The sequence below is a fragment of the Acidovorax sp. GW821-FHT11A03 genome (genome assembly GCF_058809075.1).
This window is the reverse complement of record NZ_JBXASG010000004.1, coordinates 169866-188102: the sequence shown is the minus strand read 5'-3', so window position 1 is coordinate 188102 and position 18237 is coordinate 169866. Positions and strand designations below refer to the sequence as shown.

12 protein-coding genes and 1 pseudogene are annotated in these 18237 nt (G+C 59.0%); 4 read left to right on the top strand and 9 right to left on the bottom strand.

Annotated features, from left to right (window positions below; all coding sequences use genetic code 11):
• Window positions 1-46: 46 nt before the first annotated feature.
• Window positions 47-400, top strand: coding sequence for a phage holin family protein (locus AC1RVY_RS11320; RefSeq protein WP_218297158.1), 354 nt, complete (start codon window positions 47-49; stop codon window positions 398-400).
• Here the strand turns inward: AC1RVY_RS11320 and AC1RVY_RS11315 are convergent.
• Window positions 368-1882, bottom strand: coding sequence for a M48 family metalloprotease (locus AC1RVY_RS11315; RefSeq protein WP_492806813.1), 1515 nt, complete (start codon window positions 1880-1882; stop codon window positions 368-370). The genes AC1RVY_RS11320 and AC1RVY_RS11315 overlap by 33 nt on opposite strands.
• A 145-nt stretch (window positions 1883-2027) precedes the next feature.
• Between AC1RVY_RS11315 and moaC the strand changes: the two genes are divergently transcribed.
• From moaC to AC1RVY_RS11300, 3 genes and pseudogenes are all read left to right on the top strand, one after another.
• Window positions 2028-2537, top strand: coding sequence for a cyclic pyranopterin monophosphate synthase MoaC (gene moaC, locus AC1RVY_RS11310; RefSeq protein ID WP_492806641.1), 510 nt, complete (start codon window positions 2028-2030; stop codon window positions 2535-2537).
• A 177-nt stretch (window positions 2538-2714) separates the two neighbouring features.
• Window positions 2715-3855: pseudogene (locus AC1RVY_RS11305) on the top strand (IS3 family transposase).
• A gap of 884 nt (window positions 3856-4739) precedes the next feature.
• Window positions 4740-7757 carry a spermine/spermidine synthase domain-containing protein gene (locus AC1RVY_RS11300; protein ID WP_492806640.1) on the top strand — a complete coding sequence of 1006 codons (3018 nt, stop codon included), beginning with the start codon at window positions 4740-4742 and terminating at the stop codon, window positions 7755-7757.
• 23 nt (window positions 7758-7780) lie between these two features.
• On the opposite strand, the gene tfpZ is transcribed toward AC1RVY_RS11300, so the two are convergent.
• The 8 genes from tfpZ to AC1RVY_RS11260 form a co-directional block, all read right to left on the bottom strand.
• Complete coding sequence (gene tfpZ / locus AC1RVY_RS11295; protein WP_492806639.1) at window positions 7781-8515, bottom strand: TfpX/TfpZ family type IV pilin accessory protein; 735 nt, start codon at window positions 8513-8515, stop codon at window positions 7781-7783.
• 34 nt (window positions 8516-8549) lie between these two features.
• Window positions 8550-10193 carry an O-antigen ligase family protein gene (locus AC1RVY_RS11290; RefSeq protein ID WP_492806638.1) on the bottom strand — a complete coding sequence of 548 codons (1644 nt, stop codon included), beginning with the start codon at window positions 10191-10193 and terminating at the stop codon, window positions 8550-8552.
• A gap of 60 nt (window positions 10194-10253) precedes the next feature.
• Window positions 10254-10739 carry a pilin gene (locus tag AC1RVY_RS11285; RefSeq protein WP_492806637.1) on the bottom strand — a complete coding sequence of 162 codons (486 nt, stop codon included), beginning with the start codon at window positions 10737-10739 and terminating at the stop codon, window positions 10254-10256.
• A 207-nt stretch (window positions 10740-10946) separates the two neighbouring features.
• Window positions 10947-11738 (bottom strand): 3',5'-cyclic-nucleotide phosphodiesterase, encoded by a 792-nt coding sequence (locus AC1RVY_RS11280; protein ID WP_369643712.1) that lies wholly within the window; start codon window positions 11736-11738, stop codon window positions 10947-10949.
• A 12-nt stretch (window positions 11739-11750) separates the two neighbouring features.
• The gene (locus AC1RVY_RS11275) at window positions 11751-13997 is read right to left on the bottom strand and encodes a CHASE2 domain-containing protein (RefSeq protein WP_492806636.1); all 2247 of its coding nucleotides are present in this window, start codon (window positions 13995-13997) and stop codon (window positions 11751-11753) included.
• 79 nt (window positions 13998-14076) lie between these two features.
• Window positions 14077-14727 (bottom strand): FHA domain-containing protein, encoded by a 651-nt coding sequence (locus AC1RVY_RS11270; RefSeq protein WP_218297165.1) that lies wholly within the window; start codon window positions 14725-14727, stop codon window positions 14077-14079.
• Between the two features lie 44 nt (window positions 14728-14771).
• Entirely contained in the window at window positions 14772-15560 is a 789-nt protein-coding gene (locus AC1RVY_RS11265; protein WP_218297166.1) for a Stp1/IreP family PP2C-type Ser/Thr phosphatase, read from the bottom strand.
• A 17-nt stretch (window positions 15561-15577) separates the two neighbouring features.
• Window positions 15578-18211 carry a CHASE2 domain-containing serine/threonine-protein kinase gene (locus tag AC1RVY_RS11260; protein ID WP_369643711.1) on the bottom strand — a complete coding sequence of 878 codons (2634 nt, stop codon included), beginning with the start codon at window positions 18209-18211 and terminating at the stop codon, window positions 15578-15580.
• Between the last annotated feature and the right edge of the window lie 26 nt (window positions 18212-18237).

The following is an 18237-nucleotide window of genomic DNA, read 5'->3' as shown; positions in this document are numbered from 1 at the left end:
CTTCGCGCATTTCCTTTTCGCGCCGGGCCGGTGCTATTCTCCGGCCATGAAACTCCTTCTGAAATGGCTGCTCAGCGCCGCGTCGCTGCTGTTCGTGGCCTATGTCTACAGCGGCGTGGAAGTGCAAAGCTTCACGTCCGCATTGATCGCGGCCTTTGTGATTGGCCTGTTCAACGTGGTGTTGCGGCCGGTGCTGGTGGTGCTGACACTGCCGGTCACGATCGTCACCGTGGGCCTCTTTCTCTTCGTCATCAATGCGCTGATGTTCTGGGCGGCGGCCAGCGTACTGGACGGTTTCCACGTCAATGGCTTCGGCGCCGCGTTGCTGGGATCGCTGATCTACTCCCTGCTCGGCGTGGTGATCGAATCAGCGCTCGGCGGCCTGTTCACGAAGAAGTGACTCCACGGCCCGCAGCCGCGTGTCGATGATGGATGCCTCGATGTGGTCCACCTGCGGTCCGCCACGCCGTGCGAGATCCTGGCCTGCCTTGAAACGGTCCACCGCCGCCGCGTAGTCATAGCGCGCGGCGTGCGCCTCCGCTTCCGCACGCACGGCCCGCAGCGGCTGGCCTTGGGCCTGCCAAGTCGATGCCAGGAGTTGCCACGCCGTGGCGTCCCTGGGGTTTGTGGCAACCCAGCTTTGCAGTGGCCCGCCGCCCTCGGCCGCACGCCCGGCACGCAGGAGGGCCTGTGAACGCAGAACCAGTTCAGGGCGGCGGTTGCCGCCATGGCTGTCGCCGCCGCCCACATCGCTGGAAAGCATGTTCACAGCGGCGCCTGCCTCGCCAGCCGCCAGTTCAATTTCGGCCTCCAGCAGCCTTGCCAATCGGTGGGCCGGGGCGTCGCTGCGAACCAGATCTTCCAGTTTTTTTGCGGTCGCGCGCGCGCCTGTGGCATCCCGCAGTTGGCTGCTGCCCAGGGCTGCCGCGTACAGCACGGCGGCGCGCCGGGTGGCGGGCTGGGAGGTAAACCCCGTGCCCTGGGGCTCGGCGATCCACTGGCGCAGGGTGTCGACCCCCGGATTGGACAGCACCCTGGCACGCGCCGCGACCATCGCGTGTTCCAGCGTGGAAGGCGCTGCCGCCGTGGTGGTGGCACCCGGGGGAATGCGCGAGTGCATGTCCGCCATGCGCTCGGTGGTCAGCGGGTGGCTGCGCAGATAGGGCCAGGAGCCGTTGTCGTTAAGACGGTTGGCCTGCTGGAGCTTGTCGAACATGCTCACGAATCCTTGCGGCGCGAACCCCGCGGGCGCCATCAGGCCGTAGCCGATGCGGTCTGCCTCCCGCTCCATGTCGCGCGAGAAATTGAGCTGGTTCTGCATCGCCAGCGCCTGGCCTCCCACCACCAGCGCCTGTGTGGCACCCGGGTTCTTGCTGGCCGCCAGGGCACCCAGAATCATCGCGCCCAGCAGCAGGGGCGTCTGTTTGCTTTGCTGGGTGACCAGGCGGGAGATATGGCGCTGGGTGACATGGCTGAGTTCATGGGCCAGCACAGAGGCCAGTTCGTCGCGGCTGGTCACGACGCCGACGAGCCCCAGGTGCAGGCCCAGATAGCCCCCAGGCAGCGCGAAGGCATTGACTGTGCGGTCCCGGCCCAGAAGGATTTCCCAGGCAAAGCGCTCATCCAGCTCGGAAGAGAGTTCCCCGCGTGCCTTGGCGGCAGCCATCAGCGGGCGCCATATGCCTTGTACATAGTCCGCGATCACAGGATCGTCGATGTAGTCGGGATCCCGGTAGAGTTCGCGGATGATGCGGTCACCCAGGCGGCGCTCGGCGCTGGTGGTGAGGTCGCTGGAGTCGCCGAGGGTGGGGAGGCTGGGCTGGGCACTGGCATGCGGCACATGCAGCGTTCCAGCTGCTGTAAAAAATATGGCAACAGCCAGCCCATTGGCAAAGGCTATAGGCAACTTTTGGGGTTTTTTAGGCACGTAGATCCTTTGTTCATATCAGAGGGCAATCACCCCCTAAACTGCCTGAACGACCCCTTATGATGCCTTCGCCCTCAAAACGTTTCCATCAGTCTGCTTTATGTCCGAGTCCACCCCTTTCCCCCTCACCCACTTCGACGCCCTAGGCCAAGCCCATATGGTGGACGTTGGCGCCAAACCTGCCACGCACCGCATTGCAATCGCCAGTGGCCGGATTGAAATGCTGCCGGCCACGCTGGCATTGATCGAATCCGGCACTGCCAAGAAGGGTGACGTACTGGGAATTGCTCGCATCGCTGGGATCATGGCAGCCAAGAAGACCAGTGACCTGATCCCCCTGTGCCATCCTTTGGCCCTCACGCGCATTGCTATCGAATTTGAAGCGGCTAGCGCGCGGCAGCTGGGGGCGATTGGAATATTTTGCTCGGCCGCGGTGGAAACGATTGGTCCTACCGGCGTGGAAATGGAGGCTCTCACCGCCGTTCAGGTGGCACTGCTCACTGTCTACGATATGTGCAAGGCTGCGGACCGGGGCATGTCTATTCACGACGTTCGCGTGCAGGAAAAGTATGGAGGCAAGTCAGGGAACTACGTGGTCCCCGTCCCATAGCTGTGGCGCCCACGTTGGCTGGACTCGGCATATCTGCCGACACAGGAACAGCATTCAAAATTCAATAGAGAGGCGGCCGGGGTTGCGTGTAGATTGAGTGCAGGCCAGCGACATGAATCGCCCCGGGGTTTTCTAGACACCTCTGAGCCTCAAACCTGAGGCCCAATAGGAGGTGTCATAAGTAAGCAGAGCTATCCCGAAGAATTCAAGGCCGAAGCGGTCAAGCAGATCACCGAGCGCGGCCACAAGGTGGCTGATGTGTCGGCCCGGCTGGGCGTGAGTCAGCACAGTCTTTATTCAATGGATCAAGGCCCGCGCATGCCGGCCGGTCATCGGGAGGCGCAGGTGTCGCAGACAGACGAACTGCGGCGGCGGAAGGCCGAGCTCAAGCGTGTGACCGAGGAGCGCGACATCCTAAAAAAGGCCGCAGCGTACTTTGCCAAGCAGTCCGGGTGAGGTACGCATTCATCGAGCACCATGAAGGCGAGCACAGCGTTCGCAGGCTGTGCAAGGTCATGGCCGTTCACCCCAGCGGCTACTACGCCTGGAAGGTCGAGTCGATGAGTCTTCGTGTCAAGGACGATCAACGTCTGCTGGGCCTTCTCAGGCATGCCTGGTTGGAGAGTGGCGGCGTCTATGGCTACCGCAAACTGACCATGGACATGCGCGATCTGGGCGACACATGTGACAAGCATCGCGTGGCTCGCCTGCTCAAGCTCGACTCCCAGACGGGCTACCGCCGACGGCCTTGAAGTCGTAGTGGCAAGCCTGCCGTGGTCGCACCAATCATCTGCAGCGACGCTTCACTGTCAGCGAGCCCAACCAGTCCTGGGTCACGGACATCACCTACATCCGTACCTACGAGGGCTGGCTGTATCTGGGCGTGGTGATCGATGTGTTCTCGCGCCATGTCATTGGCTAGTCCATGGGGCGCCGCATCGATACCGAATTCGCCCTCAATGCCTTGTTGATGGCTTTGTGGCGGCGCCAACCCAAAGCGACGATCACCGCGCACTCCGACCAAGGCAGCCAGTTCACCAGCCATAACTGGCAAGGCTTCCTGCGCTGCCACAATCTGGTGAGCAGCATGAGCTGGCGCGGCAACTGCCATGACAACGCAGTCGCAGAGAGCTTCTTGCAGTTGCTCAAGCGAGAGCGTATTCGCCGACAGATCTATTCGACGCGCGATGAGGCCAGGGTCGATGTCTTCAACTACATCGAGATGTTCTATAACTCCAGGCGTCGCCACAGCACCGCTGGTGACTTGTCGCCCGTAGAGTTCGAGCGACGCCATTTCCAACGGCTCAAAAGTGTCTAGGGAAGCCGGGGCGATTCACGTACCCGTAGCTCGGAGCCTCTATAGCCAATTGTTCTGACCCATGATCTCAACGCCAATCAGATCTGTAGCTGGGTCAAGCAACGACACGAAGGCTGCTCATGCAAAGCGGGCTCCTCGTGACCTAGAGTAAGCTCTTGGATCTGCATGCCAACGGCATTCAGTCACATTGCTGCGCAGGCGTTGCAATACATCGGGCTACTGTACGGACAGTGAGCCCGAGGTCAAAGACCGGGCCCAGAGGGCAGTCATGCCATTCGTAGGAACAATCACGACGCATTGCTGATGCCCTGCATGAAGAGATGCGAGCGCAGCGCAGATTGGTGGCCAGCGGTGATACCACACTAGGTACTGGAATACAGGCGATGGCAGGGCGCGCATACAGTTCATCGAGGGCAGCTTGGCTGCCATCGACAACAACTGACCCGCGAACCAAACGCGTCCCATTTCGATTGGACGCAAGAACCGATGTTTTGCGAGCTCACTGCTAGCAGATCAGCGCGGCCATCATGAGTTTGATCTAGTCGGCAAAGCTCAATGGACTCTATCCGCATGCTTACCTTCGCGATGTTACGGGCATGGCTTGTCAACTTGGCCAGTTGCTGCCGCACCGGTGGGGGGCCTGCCTTCGCCTGATTTGGATCGGCCGACGCCGAACACTCACGATTTGGTATTGTTCTTTTCCGGAGTCAAGCCTGTGTAGTTCGAAGCGCATGCTATGCATTCTTAGACCCCCCTTGCATGGATGCACTTCTCGTTCTAAATTCCGCCGATCCACAGTTCCCGCCACACATTAAGGGTCAACGCGTCGGGTGCCGTTTTTGCTTACCTGATTTTATTCGATTCCCTTCCACATGGAGCCCCTTTTGACAGCCTCAACGCAAAGCTATCAAAGACACTGGTTGTTCATCATTTTTGTCTTGTCCGGGTTTTCCGGTTTGATATATCAATCGATATGGTCACATTATCTCGGGCTATTCCTCGGGCACGCCGCCTATGCACAAGCACTTGTACTCGCTATCTTCATGGGCGGAATGGCGGCTGGAGCCGCGTGGATTGCATATGCCGGTCAGCACTGGCGCAATCTGATCCGAGGTTACGCTGTCATTGAGGCGGTGATAGGGGTTTGTGGGCTATTATTTCACTCGGTTTTTAGCGGAGTGACACGTTTCAGTTATGACTGGCTCATCCCTACCTTGGCGGATCCTTGGCTGGTAAGTCTCGCCCGCTGGATTGTCGCGGCCCTTTTGATACTCCCGCAAACTATTCTGTTGGGAATGACATTTCCCCTGATGAGCGGTGGGCTGATCCGACGGTTCCCAGGGAGTAACGGTCATGTACTGGGAGGGCTTTACTTCACCAACAGCATTGGCGCCGCTGGGGGGGCACTAGTCGCTGTCTTCGTTTTGCTGCCGTGGGTCGGCCTGTCGGGTGCGATGACGGTTGCAGGACTTTTGAATTTTCTGATTGCTGGGCTTGCCTGGTGGCTGGCGCACGATCCGGAACCGAAAAGCGAAGTCGTCCAAGCCAGCGGAGCAGGCGCCAACCAGAGTCTTCGCAAGAACCCATTATTGCAGATTGTGCTAATTAGCACCGCATTGTCGGGTGCCGCTTCGTTTGCATACGAAATCATCTGGATTCGTATGCTCAGCATGGCGGTCGGTAGCACCATGCATGCGTTCGAGCTTATGCTGGCATCCTTCATCGCAGGTATCGCGTTTGGCGGTCTCTGGGTTAGAAAAAAGGCGGATCGCACCGACGCACCGTTACGTCTTGCAGGATGGATGCAGGTGCTCATGGGGGTGTCCGCGCTGCTGTCGCTCGCCGTATACGCCGATGCTTTCTCATGGGTCGGCTGGTTGATCGGGTCACTTGCAAAGTCCGATGGGGGCTATACCATTTTCAACCTTGGGACGGCAGGTATTGCGATCACTATTATGCTGCCAGCGGCATTTTTCGCAGGCACGACGTTACCCCTTTTTACAGTAGCACTACTGCGCGCAGGACTTGGTGAGCGCGCAATCGGGCGTGTTTATGCGTGGAATACATTAGGCTCCATTGTCGGGGTAGTTCTGACCATTCATATTCTTATACCAGTACTCGGTCTAAAGTTTGCGCTCTGCATGGCTGCATTGCTGGATTTATCCATTGGGTTACTGCTGTTACGATGGCAGGCTACCAGTCGAGGCGCAATGCTCAGATTTGGAGTTGCTGCACTGATTTCGGCGTGCGCGCTACTGGTCGGGACCCGAGTGCCATTTGATCTCGCTCGATTGGCCTCGGGGGTTTTCCGGCATGGGAATCCGGTGTCTTCTCCCGACAGTAAAGTTATCTTTATGCGTGATGGGAAAACAGCGAGCGTTTCTGTTACGTCTCATAAGTCGGGTACCCTTGTTATTGCCACGAACGGCAAACCAGATGCCGGACTAATGATGGATGCGCGTGGTGAACCTTCTGCCGATGAACCCACTATGATCTTGGCGGGGGCCCTGCCCTTGGCAATGCATAGCAAGCCACAACGGGTCGGCGTTATTGGATTTGGCTCTGGGCTTACGACCCATACACTGTTGGCCGATGAAAGAGTGCAACAGGTGGATACAGTTGAAATTGAGCTAGCCATGGTCGAGGGTGCGAGAGCATTTGGAGAGCGTGTGCGTCGAGCATACGAAGATCCTCGTTCCAAAATAATTCTGGATGACGCTAAATCGCACTTTTCGGCACAGCAGAGTAAATACGATATTATCGTCTCAGAGCCATCCAATCCTTGGATAAGCGGTGTAGGCGCGTTATTTACAAAGGAGTTCTACCGGCAAATTCCTAGACATCTAAATGATAACGGGCTCTTCGTCCAATGGATCCATTTGTATGAGATTGATGAGCAATTGATAGGATCTATCGTTAACTCCCTAACACCGGAGTTTGAAGATTACGCTATTTGGTTGACAAATTATTCCGATGTTCTTATTGTCGCGAAAGCCAGAGGTCAAATTCAGGAACTGGACTATTCGAAGATTTCGGTTGGGCAGCTTAAAAGCGATTTGAATCGACTTGGGATTCAATCTCAGGAACATTTGAATTTTCACAAACTGGCAGATGCCCGGATGGTCAGGGCCATTGGCCGACTCTACGATGGATTGCCAGCCAATTCTGACTATTTCCCGGTGCTAAGCCTTCATGCGCCGAAAGCAAGATTCAAGCAGGCCAGTGCTCAAACTATTAGAGCGTTATCCGATGAAGGCCCGCCGCTGCTAGAGGCATTGGGTGTACGTCCGCCCCTCCCGGAGGGTGAGCACCTGTCAAAGCACAGAATATTTATGCCTGAAATCAACACCAGGCTTGCTCTAGCGTTGACTTCAAAATTGAAGATCGATATTGACGATGAAGCGGCATCGAAGGAGTTTTCTGCCGTCGCGCTTGCACTCCCAGTGTTGCTGAAGAATGCTGCACCAAAGTGCAACCGTCCGTGGCCAAATTCACAACGGCAGTTGTTTGGACAGTATTTGCGAACGCTTGCAGATCAGACTATCGGATTTCTCCCACCCTCGGTAGTGCAAGGAGCCTGGATTAAGCCAACTTGGCTTCCATGCCCCGCACAAGTGCCTGCTGACTACGCCAAGGCATTGGCAATGCTGGAATCTCTCGCGTTGCGTGACTACGCATTAATGGCCAAACTGGGTAAGGAGTGGTTGGAAGTGCCGCACGCTGATGCACCATTGCAGCGCGAGTTCGATCAAGTGGCATTGTCACATATGTTGCTTGCTGCCGCACATCGACAAGACTGGCGCGGTGTGGTTGAAATTGAGAAAACGTACGGGCAAAAGGTTCAATCCAGCGGAATTTATATGATCCAACGCACCTTGCTCAAAGCTATGGGTGATGAATAAGAGGTCCCATATTTCAGGACTCATCATTCAAAGGGTTCTATTTCCACGAAGTCGACAATTTGTGCGTGGTCATCAAGTATCACTGTCCAGAACCCTTGCACGCCTTGCAGCGGTAGGTAGATTAATCCCTTCTTCGCGAGGTCAGGTCGTTTTATTGCCAAATGAGCCGCGAATTTTGGTGAATGGCTTAACGGCCGGCCAACTTGCAGAACTGTTGGGATTGACGCCTCAAAAGGCTGCCAAAGTTCTGCACGGGTTGCTAGGGGTATTCCGCGCAGGGCATCCATGGTGAGATCAAACTGTTCGCGGGCGTCTTTGAAGGGACGCAAGGCGACTATCTTGGGGCCAGTACTGGAGGTTCCCTGAACTGCCGTGAAAAGGAGGCTTCCGCCCTCTGATGGAATATCTATCGCACGCACAATGGTAAACTGGTTGTTCTCAAAAACTAAATACGTTGGACGAGCCATGGAAAGAGACCATAGACCGTAAGTCAGAGCGGCAAATTGCAGAAAACCGATAACTGTAAGGTCAAAAATAAGTGCTCGTCGTGATTTTTGTGGCGTAAAAATCATGAAATTCAATAGCGGGCCAATTACCATGTCAATAGATACGAGTATCCAAAACATTTTCATGCCGCCTGATATTTTCCAGTATGGATACGGATACCATATCGAAAAAACCAAAAATGCCGCTAGACTGGCAATAACGCAGCTAATTGCAAAATGAATGGCGGCGGAGAAAATTCTGTGGTTTTTCATTTTGTATTCGATTGGGCTGTATATGGGCGTTATATTAGTTCGCGGCGGTGTTGCTTCTTATCGTGCGTTCGGCAGCGAGCCGGGCTGGATGTCCGTACAAACCCTCTAGATACCTGAGTGCTTCTTCTCGGTGCTCGGGTCCAGGGTTGAGTGCGGCAGCGATAGCGTATCCCTTCAATGCGGTTTCGTATGGGAATCTCATGGCAGAGCGTCGATACTCGGCCAATTCTGTGGAGGTCATGAAGGTAAAATCTTTGCGGCGAACCATCGAGACCAGCCCTTCGAGATTATTCAAGACAAGTGCGGATGGATAATGATACCCCGTAGGGACCGCACCGGCACGCAGCGCCTCAAATCGCGCCACCTGAAAAGCAGTTTCCATGCGTTGGTAATCGAAAAATATCACTCCTCCTAAAACGAAAAAAATCGACAGAAGTGCATTCCATACCCTCTTTGCATGAAATTCCGCCTTCACGCTATTGGTGATGGTTCCAGTGCGTGCCATCCCTGCGATCATCGCGAAAAGCAGTAGGCTATTGAGATACGCATGGGGGAATTCTGTATTCAATGTGATGGCAAAAGGGATTATTGCCAATAAAACAAATTGATTAATTTCATTTTTCAGGTTTTTCAGAAGGCCCTGAGCATAAAGTGCCAGAGCAGCCACCACGGACAACATGGTGGGTAGGCCAAACAAGAGAGCTAAATCCAAAAAAATATGATGAGCCCAGAAACTGACTTGGGCTGGCAAGCCTTGGTCTGCTAGGAAGAGCTGCGCATGAACGATTTGTCCGGGCCCAAGGCCCCACCAAGGGTTTTGCAAGACAATGAGAGCAAAGCCGCTGAGTAATGTGCTGCGCGTACCAAGCGCGAGGCGGTTTGTTCGTACAGAGCCAAGTTGTAGCGCATCCGATAGGGCTGGCAATTGCCAGAACAGCAGGGTGGCGGTCACTAACAACGCCACATACAGTGCAGCGACACGCAATTGGCGCCACTGCAAACTTGCCGCCACTAAAAAAATGGCCACGACGGACAATAGTCCCGCACGCGATTGGGTGAGAGCTATGCCCATGCATAAGAAGATAGCACCCACCGTCAGGCCAGGAATTCGAACTGCCTTTTTGCGATAAAGCCAAATTAGCGCCGCGACGCCGGTTGCCGTATGCATTGCCATCCGGTTAGCTTGCGCAAAGTTTCCAGAGGGACGGGCACTGATAGGTATTTGAAGCACCCAATGGCCCAGGCCGTCGAGTATTAGCCATTGGTACAGCGCCTCTGCAACACTGCAGAGCGCAGAAGCTACCAGGAAAAGACTCAGCCCATGAAGCAGTCTGACGCCGCTCTGCGCTACCGTAATCCGGTGTCCCAGGTGCATTGCGAGTAGCGCGCCTACCGCGTACAGGGTGAGCAGCGCAGCATCTCCCAAATACACAGTAGTGCTCGTAATGACGCGCAGGCCTGCGAGTAAAGGGAGGGCAAGAAGGCAGAGGCTCAGGGCATCAAACTTCCGAGTGAACGGGGCGCTCGTAGTTGCCCATTGTTGGGATAGCGAAAGAAAAACAAGAGCCATACCGGCCCAAGCTTCAGATTGAAACTTGGACCAGGGCGGGTACAAATCGCTCGCATGCCATGCAGCAAAAGCACAAACACAAGCGAGGGCAACAAGAAAGCGCTGCATCAATGCAAAACACAATAAAAAAACGGCGGTACAACCGCCGTTTTTTGAGCACGGGGCAAATTACCCGCGGCAAGAAGATGGAAGATACTTCACACTTACAGTAGTGCCATCAGCGGTGGCGCCACAGCGCCAGCGGTATACCTTGACGCGAACGTCGGTATTGGCGAACACGGTTGTGTCATCCTTCATGGGGGCCAATGACACGATCTTGGTATCCACAACGGCCGAGATATTTTGGACCTTAGCAGTCACGATCCCCGCGTTAGACACATGCAACTCATCAACAAACTTGGTTTCAGCGCTGGCACCGATAGGGCAGCCCCAAGTTTCAGCGTCTGCTGCGGGAAGGGTGGCGGCAGTGGTCCCTTCGATCAACTCCTGAACGCTGGTACGACAGCCGGACAAGGCCAGCGTGGGTTCGGACATCTTGGCGCGGATCGTATAGTCCTGATAGGCAGGCAGAGCCACGGCAGCCAGAATACCAATGATCGCGACGACGATCATCAGTTCGATAAGGGTAAAACCTTTTTGCAGGGTACGCGTCATAGGAACCTCCTGGGAGTCAATTTGCAACTGAGTACCTGTCGAACAATTCGCCAGGTTAGCAAGCTTGCAGCACATTGTGTGCCAGATTGAACTTCACGCTGAGCGTTGCAAATAGTACCGGTAGAAGCGTTGCAGCACTTGGGAGCTGAAAATTGTCATTTTTGGCGACATTTTTGTCTGACCATCCCTGTCACTGCAAGCGGTCTGTTACAAATCAAAAACCTGTCCCGCTTCGAGCCACCGCAGATCATGCGGCGAACCGCAATTTAGCAAAGGCGCGGTGCTAAGTTGCTTGATCTCCTCCATGATGACAGCAGTTTCTGATGGCTTGGTGTGCGTGATGTAGATGGGAAAAACCCGGTCCGTGCGCAGTTGTGCAAGTTCTTGCGCCAAGGTGATCGGCGAGAGGTGAAGGCTTCTCTCTGCGAGCATGCGCTCTCTGTTGCTGAAAGCAGTTTCCACTACCAACTGGCAGACAGGCATGCGGTTGATCCATTGCCAGAACGCGGGGTTTCTTTCGCTATCACCGCTAAAAGCCCACCAGCCGGTGTCGCCTAGGACCGCGTATCCGACCGCAGGCACCGTGTGGACCGCTGGCAGCACTTCGATGAGACGATCGTCAAGGATGGCCTGCTGACCCACAGACAGGGATGCATACCGAAGAAATGGTCGATCAGGCGTTGGAATGGCACTGAAGTCCGGCCAGATGACTTTATTGAATACATGGTTTTGCAGCGCCGCGATCGTTTCTGCGAGCGCGTGCACCGTCACGGGCGCATTGCGTATCGACGACACTGCATCCAGCATCAGCGGCAGCGCCGCAATGTGATCCAGGTGTGAGTGCGTCAAGAACACATGGTCAATTTGGCGCATCTCTTCGAGCGTTAGGTCGCCCACTCCAGTTCCCGCATCAATCAGGATGTTGTCGCCTATCAAAAATGAGGTCGTGCGGCAGCCCTTGGCGATGGAGCCTGAGCATCCGAGCACGCGAACCTTCATGGGCCAACCTGTCTATTTGGTGTCGAAATTGGTGGCGCTATCCCATTGGGGATCGAAGGTCTGCCCTTGCAGGGTTTGCACGCGGGACGCATAAATATCATAGATGGCAGATGGCGTGGCAGTTTGCTGTAAGCTCACCAGCAGTTTGTCGCATTGTGCCCAGTCCTGGGCGCGATAGGCGCTCAGAAAGTGCTTCCATATGGACAATTCTTCCGCTTTCTGAGGCATCGTGGAGTGCAGCGCGGCAACCGGCGAATAGATAGCCACCGCCTGAGCCTTGCCCTTGACGCGCACCCGATCCAACTCTTGCCAGACAAAACCTGGTGCCTGGGCTTGGGTGGATTCACTCGCCACGGTGCGAACGCCATAGTGCTTGGACAGGCTCTCTAGGCGAGATCCCAAGTTGACCGCGTCGCCGATGACCGTGTAACTGCGCCTCATTTCTGAGCCCATGTCGCCCACACACATGGTGCCGGTGTTGAGTCCTATGCCGATACCAATCTCCGGTAGCTTGCGCTCCCGATGCGACAGATTGATCTGTTCCACTGCCTGCTCCATGTCCAGTGCTGCCCTCACTGCCAGTTGCGCATGGTCTGGCGTAGCCACAGGCGCCCCCCAGAACGCCATCACGCAGTCCCCCATGTACTTGTCGATGGTGCCGCGATGACTGCGAATGATGTGGGTGAGCCGGCTGAACACCTCGTTGAGCAAGGCTTGGAGTTGCAGCGGTTCCATCTGTTCCGACATGGCCGTAAACCCCCGCATGTCGCAGAACATCACGGTCAGCTCCTGGTTGGTCGCCTGCATGCTGTACTTCTCGGGCTGCTTGACCATCTCGTCCACCAGTTCCGGCGGCACATACGTGCCAAACAGCGCAGCCAGTTCCCGCTTGGAGCGGCTTTCCACAAAGTAGCCGTAGACCATGTTCAGGGCGAATGCGAACACCGCCATCACCACCACGGTAGCCAATGGCATGGCCAGGCCATGGGCGAGGTAGAGCCAGAGATTGAGCGCGGCAAGGACTGAGACGGTCCCAAGGCTGAGCAAGACCGCGGAGGTCGCCGAAAGCGCTGGAAGCGCCACCGCCAGCAAAAGGCCTACGATGAGCAGCTGTACGGCATCAAAGTCTACGGCGTAGTCTGGCCGCACGATGCTTTTCCCGTCCAGAAAGGCCGAGAGCATGTTGGCGTGCGTCTCCACGCCTGGGTAGGTGCGGCCCACCGGGGTCACGCGCAGGTCCAGCAAGCCGGGCGTGGTCGAGCCCACCAGCACCAGTTGGTCTTGCAGGCTATGGGAAGGGAGCTTGCCCTCCAGGACGTCGGACGCGGAGATGTACCGGAACGACCCACCGCCGACATCCCCGGGGCCGCGAAAGGGGATGAGGGTTGCGAGCTGGGCGTCCACGGCCAATGCCCGCGTGCGGCCATCCTGGCGCAGCACGACGCTCTGCAGCGTGTCGTATCCGCCTTCAGGAAGAGGGCTGGCAAAGCCGGGGTGCACTTCCGGCATGCCAAGCACCGTGCGAAACATCGCCAGCGCGAGGGATTCGTAGTACTTCCCCTGGTGCTCCGCAAGCAGGGGAAGGGAGCGGACGACGCCATCGTCATCGGTGATGGAGTTGAAAAAGCCTGCGGCGGGCACGGCGCTGGCGAGCTCTTCGATGTTGCTGCCATAACCGCCCCAGGAAGTGGCTTTCAGCGGTAGCCCGCGCAGCCGCTCCGGGGAGAGCGCTGGCGCGGGCAACACGCCTTTTGTCCTTCCGTCCCGGTCGCTCGTGAGGTAGTAGCCCAGAACCGCCGGCCGCCCCTGGAGCGACCGGGCGAAGAGCGCGTCATAGTCGAGCGCCGGGGCCAGGCGCGCGAGTTGTTCCTTGAACCCTGCCTGGGCCCGCAAGGGGCCCCGGGCCAGCTGCTCGAGGCTCGAGAGTCCCGAGCTTCCGTCGGCCTCCGCAAAGAGGACGTCGAAACCCACGACCGCCACCTGCTGGCGCTCGAACAATTCACGGCTCAGGGTGGCGAGCTTGTCCCGCCCCCAGGGCCAATGCCCCACCCGCTCCAGGCTTTTCTCGTCGATGTCGACGATGACGATGCGCTCGTCCAGCGTGCGCGGCATGGTGGCGCGCAGCCGGGTGTCGTAGATGATGTTTTCCAGCCGCTCCAGGACCTGGAGATGAAGAACGCCTGCAATGTGCAGCAGCGCAAATACCAGCGGAATCAACGTGACCGCCACGCGCCGCCCATGGCGCCAGAACAGGTGCAAGACGGGATTACGCACGAATTCCAGGGGCAGTGGGCCGGAATGAACCGCCTATGGGGCTGCTGCAGTCCGGCGGTGGCGGTCAGCTCTGTTCGAACTGCATTTCCGTGCCGGCCAGTTCGAGCCGGTCACCGTTCTTGAGCGGCACGGGCGATGTTCCGATGGAGGCGCCGTTGAGCAACGGCATGTCGGGACCTTCCACGTGGGCCAGCACGAATCCTTGATGGCGCTTGGTGATGGATGCAACCGCCACGCCGGGCTTGCCAATGGTGGTGACCACCTTCTGCAGCGACACTTCACGCCCGGCGGCGGCTCCCGACATGACCCGGATGACCGCGGAAATGGGAACAGGAGCCGGCGCCGGAACTGCGGGGCGCGCGGCTGCGCCGACGGGCGGGACCATGCCGGGCTTGAAGATCATGGTCTTCTCGAAGTTCTGCCCCTCGGCCTCGTGCAGGAAGCGGATCTTGTACTTGCCCACCTCGACCGTGTCGCCGTTGCGCAGTTCCTGCCGCTTGACGGCCTTGGCATTGACGTAGGTGCCGTTGGTGCTGCCCAGGTCTTCAATCTCCACATCCTGGCCCGCCATGTGGATAACGGCATGCTCGCCGCTCACCGCGAGGTTGTCGATCACGATGTCGTTGTAGGGGCGCCGGCCCAGCGTGGTCCGCTCCTTGGTCAGTTGCACTTCCTTGATGACAACCCCGTCGATTGAAACGATCATTCTGGGCATGATCCACTCCTGATGTGATGAGTAATTGTTGTAGTAGTGGCCACTCACGCGGCCCCTAGCAATCGGGACATAAGGCCGCGCTTCTTGCCTCCCGCGGCCGCTTGCACCAGCAGTACGCTCACGTTATCACGGCCACCATTCGCATTGGCGGTGTCGATGAGCAGTGTGGCTTTTTCCTCCAGGGGAACAGGTGCCCGCACCAGTTCCGCCAGGTCCGCGTCCGCGACCATGTCCGTGAGCCCGTCCGAACACATCAGGAACAAGTCATTCGGCGCGACCTGGAATTCGTTGACTTCCATCATGACGTTGGGCTCCACGCCCAGCGCGCGGGTGACCAGGTTGCGGTTGGACGACAGGGCCGCTTGCTGTGCGGTGAGCAAGCCGGCATCCACCTGTTCCTGAAGCCAGGAGTGGTCGCGCGTGATCTGCTGCAGGACGCCGTCCCGCACGCGGTAGCAGCGGGAGTCGCCGATGTGCCCGAGGATGAGGCGGCTGCCGTGGAAGACCCCCACCACCAGCGTGGTGCCCATCCCTGCGTACTGGGGGTTGGACAACGACGCTCCAAGGATCGCGTGGTTGGCGTTCTCCACGCAGATTTCCAGGGCGCGGCGTACGTCGGTGGATTGCGGCGTGCCGCCTGCCTGCCCCAGCCAGCGGGCCATCTCGGTGCGGATGAAGGTGGTGGCCATGCCGCTTGCCACTTCGCCGGCGTTGTATCCGCCCATGCCATCGGCCAGGATGGCGACCTGCGCATCCCGGTCGACCGCCACCGCGTCTTCATTGTTGGTGCGCACGCGGCCTTTGTCGGTCCGCGCGAAAAATTCGTAGGTCATGGATGTGGAGGCGTGCGTCATCGGGCGCCTGGAATCGGCGGGGATGCCGCACCCCGCCCGGCGGGTGGCTCCATCACGGTTTCCTGAAAATCCGCCATTTCATGCCCTGTTGCATCGCGGTCCGCATCATAGACGACTGCTTCCGGGCCCGGTAACACTTCCGGCGCCGAGGATGCTGCGCCTGCCTGGCGAAGGTCGGAAGCGAATTGCCGCCCCGTCTGGTAGCGCGCCTGCGGGCGCTTCTGGAGGGCCAGGGCCACCACGCGGGCCACCGCGGATGAAAGCTCCGGCCGCAGCTGGCGGATGTCGGGTGCGTCCACGCTGGCGATCTTGTGCATGAGCTCGGTCATCGACTCGCCGCGCAGCGGCAAGGACCCGGTCAGCAGCTGGAACAGCGTGACGCCCAAGGAATACAGGTCCGATCGGCCATCCACCTTCTTGCCCGCGAGCTGCTCGGGCGACATGAAGCTGGGGGTGCCCAGGACCATCCCCGTGCGCGTCTTGCTGGAGTCCGTGATGCGCGCGATGCCAAAGTCCGTCACCTTCACGGCGTCCGTGGCGGCGTCGAACATGATGTTGGCCGGCTTGATATCGCGGTGCACCACGTTGTGCGCATGGGCATAGTCCAGTGCCTCGGCGACGCGGGCCGCAATGGACAGCACGGTGTCCACGGGCAGGAGCTGCCCGGCCCGGCATGCCTGCGTCAGGTCGGAGCCCTTGAGGAATTCCATGGCGATGTAGGCGAGGTCGTGTTCTTCGCCGGCATCGAATATCGTCACGATGTAGGGATGCTGCAGGCGTCCCGCGGTTTCCGCCTCGCGGAAGAAGCGGGCCCTCGCGTCGATCAGCGCGTCCCCTTCGAATTCCTCTCCCAGGGCCAGCGTCTTGATGGCGACCACGCGCCCGATCTTCGGATCCCGTCCCAGGTAGACGACGCCCATCGCTCCTTTGCCGATCTCCTTGTCGATCCGGTAGCGACCGAGCATCGGGATACCGGCTGTGGCATCGCCCGGCAGGCGCGGCGAGGCCGGCGGGACCGACGCGGGCGTGCTGGAGGGCGGGCCATCCACGTCCTTCTGCAGCTGGGCCCGCACGCGCTTGTAGCGGGCATATGCATCCTTGTAGGCGCGGTTGTGCTGCAGGATGTGCTTGTAGACGGACTTGGCCTTGGCAAAGTTGCGCTTGCGCTCGAAGTCCTGCGCCAGGTGGTACAGGTTGTCCATCAAGGCATCACTGGGAGGTACCTTGCGCAGGCGCTCGAATGCCATGTCGAGCTGCCCCTGCCCTTGCAGGGCCAGCCCCATCATGCGGTCGGTTTCGGCGGCTTCCCCGGACGATTCCTGGGTGCTGCCTCCCCCCATGCGCAGCGCGGTGAATGCCACCACCCCCACGAGCAAGGCCAGGGCGCCGGGTACCAACGATATCCACTGCCCGGCATGGCGCAGCAAGCCCCATTCGGTGCCTGCCAGGAGCAACAGCAGCACTGCGCTCAGCGCCCATCTCGCGGCACGTGAAAGCCGGGGAAGGACCAAGGCCACGAAGAGCCAGGCCCCCAGCACCGATCCCCATGCAGCCGCGGGCGCCCAGGAGGGCCTTTGCACACCGAGGCCCTGCCGCATGGCGGAGACGGTGTGCGCGAGCATCTCGACCGGGTACATCGTCCGTGCGCCCGGCTGAACCCAGGGGGCCGCCAGTGCCTCGCTGGTGTCCCCCACCAAGACGACCTTGTCCTTGAAGGTGTGAAGGGGCACCTTGCCGCTGAGCGCCTGGGCAAAGGACACCGTGGGAAACGGTGTCGCGCCATCCTGCGCGGCATGAGAGCGCGGATGCATGGCGGCGGCCTCGTCCGTGGCAATGTGCAGTCCGCCCACACGCACACCGCGCGGCTCGTCCTGGGTGCGGATCTCGTTCGGGCCCAGATGCAGGCTGTGCCGCGTTGCCAGCAATGCCAGCGAGGGCACCGCGACTCCGTCATACCGCAGCAGCAGTGGGATGCGGCGCACGCGGCCGTCGTCATCCGCTTCCATGGACAGGTGGCCGACGCCTGCCGCCACGGAGCCGAGTTCCGCGATGGGGTGCCGGGCCGACGTGGCGGGCGTGGCGAAGGACCCAGAGTCGGGCAGGACGCTGCGGTGCGCATAGGGGGGCAGCGGCGTGGCCTTTCCTCCGGCCAGGGCATAGCTTGAGGCCAGGAACACATTGCCGGCGCGCTGGATGCTGGCCGCGAGGCGGCCATCGGTGTCGAGCGCCTGCTCCGCCTCGGCGGTGGCACGGCCCAACTCGGCGGCCAGCGGAGATGTTTCCCCGGCACGCGCAAGCGTCTCCCGCACCGTGCGGACGTAGGCAAGGCCGCGGTCGGATTCAGGGGTGGCGAAGGAAGGGGTCAAGACAATGGTCTTGGCGCCCGCGGCCGCCAGCTGGTCGACGAGCCGGGCGTAGACATCGCGGGACCAGGGTGCGCTTCCCAGCGCTGCCAGGCTGGCATCGTCCATGCCGACGATGACAATTTCAGGCAAGGGGGGTGGCGTGGCGACACTGCTCGCTGCGTCATACACGCGGTATTCCAGGGACTGGAAGACACCAGCGGCCGCACACAGCGCAATGACCACCGCCGAGGCCACTGCGCCCCGAAACCCATCGGTCCGCCACATGCCCAGCCACCGACCCGAGGTTGTTC